At 44.4% G+C, this 1040-nt stretch carries 1 protein-coding gene and 1 pseudogene; both read right to left on the bottom strand.

What is annotated here, in order from left to right:
* Positions 1–73: 73 nt before the first annotated feature.
* Entirely contained in the window at positions 74–760 is a 687-nt protein-coding gene (locus tag ADH92_RS05545; protein WP_049497719.1) for a YoaK family protein, read from the bottom strand.
* Positions 761–968: 208 nt separating this feature from the next.
* A pseudogene (locus tag ADH92_RS10975) lies at positions 969–1040 on the bottom strand (IS200/IS605 family transposase); the annotation flags it as partial.

Below are 1040 nucleotides of genomic sequence, written 5' to 3'. Positions count from 1 at the left end.
CCACTCAACCACTGCGTCTTGCTCGACAATCCAAAAATAATTGAGAGGCTAGGACTTTTGTCCCAGCCTCTTTTTATAGATTGTCTGTTTGCAGGCCGAGTTGTTTGACTCTGGCGGTGTAATAGGTCATGATCAAAAAGAGGTTGGCTGTGATCAACCAGATGGACCATTGGTGAATGAAATGCATGAGGATGGCCACGCTAATCGCTCCCGCAACAAAGCTTCCAACAACAATCCCGTAATTCATGGCCTGACGCCGATACTCGTCCAAATCTCCCTTTCCTCGAGTGATTCGATACAAGGCCGTCAGCATCTTGCGATAATTGCCGGAAGTCATAAAGATCACATAAGGGTGATTTTCGATGAGGCTCCCTGTAAAGGTCAACATCATCATCCCTGTCCCAAAAGCAATAAAGGGAACTTCTACAGGTGGTATGACAGACACCAAGGGAATCAGGAGTGTCACCACAAACAAAGGAATCAACATCTTGGTTCGCCAAAAGGCTGTCTTGCGATATTCTTTGATATGGAGGGCAACCAGAAAGCCGATCGAGAAAAATAGAATAGATGAAAAACGCATGATGGTATTTTCGACACGGGGATCGTGCCAATCAGCGATGAGAAGCAGGAGGTTCCCCGTTTGGGTCGCGACCAAACTCCGGTAGTGCATGTGGCAAAAGACATCGAGGCTTCCTCCGATAAAACCAAGCAGAGCCCCCATCAGTCGTGTATTTTGTGGTAAAATTATTTTTTCTTCCATAGTTTTGTCTCTTTTGATTTCAATTATTTTTATTATACCACTTTGCACACAAGTGGAGCAGGAAAAATCATGACCTCCCGCCAAACGGGTGTTTTGTACCAGGGCTATAAGCCTAGATAACTAGCCAGCGCCTAAAGACGCTGGCTTTCACTTTGTTCAAGCCTTATTGTATTTGACTCGTCACAAGCCTCTCAAAAAGGCATATGTACTACTTGCCACTATCCCTAAAGGGATCTTCATATTCTTTTACACTCAACTTATCTAAAGCAATATCTTTTCG

It is taken from the genome of Streptococcus parasanguinis (assembly GCF_001073155.1).
In the GTDB taxonomy this organism is placed as follows: Bacteria; Bacillota; Bacilli; order Lactobacillales; family Streptococcaceae; genus Streptococcus; species Streptococcus parasanguinis_D.
This window is presented reverse-complemented; position numbering and strand designations above follow the sequence as displayed.

Excerpts from the sequence above, each read along its gene's own strand:
- ADH92_RS05545 (WP_049497719.1), bottom strand. The coding sequence starts at position 760 with ATGGAAGAAAAAATAATTTTACCACAAAATACACGACTGATGGGGGCT.